The organism is Paracoccus sp. PAR01, assembly GCF_014851995.1.
Taxonomy (GTDB): domain Bacteria; phylum Pseudomonadota; class Alphaproteobacteria; order Rhodobacterales; family Rhodobacteraceae; genus Paracoccus; species Paracoccus litorisediminis.
Genome location: NZ_JACVAW010000095.1, coordinates 1 through 586, shown reverse-complemented (window position 1 = coordinate 586; position 586 = coordinate 1). Strand labels below are relative to the sequence as shown.

The 586-nt window shown below is 59.2% G+C and carries 1 pseudogene; it reads right to left on the bottom strand.

Annotation, left to right across the window (positions count from 1 at the left end):
- Nucleotides 1-343, bottom strand: a pseudogene (locus IB235_RS24835) (transposase); the annotation flags it as partial.
- Between the last annotated feature and the right edge of the window lie 243 nt (nt 344-586).

The following is a 586-nucleotide window of genomic DNA, read 5'->3' as shown; positions in this document are numbered from 1 at the left end:
TGATGGTGACCCCTGCGGATCGAGACCGCCCAGTCTGCGCACATCCCGCGAACCAGTTCACGCGACCGTTCCGGCTTCAGAGCTTTCGCCGAACAACGTCCTGCAGCACCTGCCGGTCGAGCGTCAGATCCGCCACGATCCGTTTCAACCGCGCGTTCTCGTCCTCAAGCTGCTTGAGCCGGCGCATCTCATCGGGCAGCAGCCCGCCATACTTCTTCTTCCAGGCGAAATAGGTCGACTGGCCGATCCCGACCTTCCGACAAATCTCGGCAACTGATGTGCCTTCCTCGCCCTGCTTCAGAATGAACGCCTTCTGCCCGTCCGTGAACTTCGATGCCTTCATCGTTTTCAGCTCCTGTCCCAGCCGGGGAAGGTTAGCCGAAAACTCCAGCTTCAAACGGTCCAGTTTCGAGGGAGCAGAGCAGATGAGCCACGTCGAGTCATCTCGAAGGGCCGGGCATCGCGTTCGCTATCATCGTCTCTGATCTTCTGTTGAATCAACTCCTTGGCACTCGGGCTGCCGCCTGAAAATGCAATCCGCCCAAGCGGACAGTTGTCGCCCACAGGCGTTCTTCAGTTGAGGGAG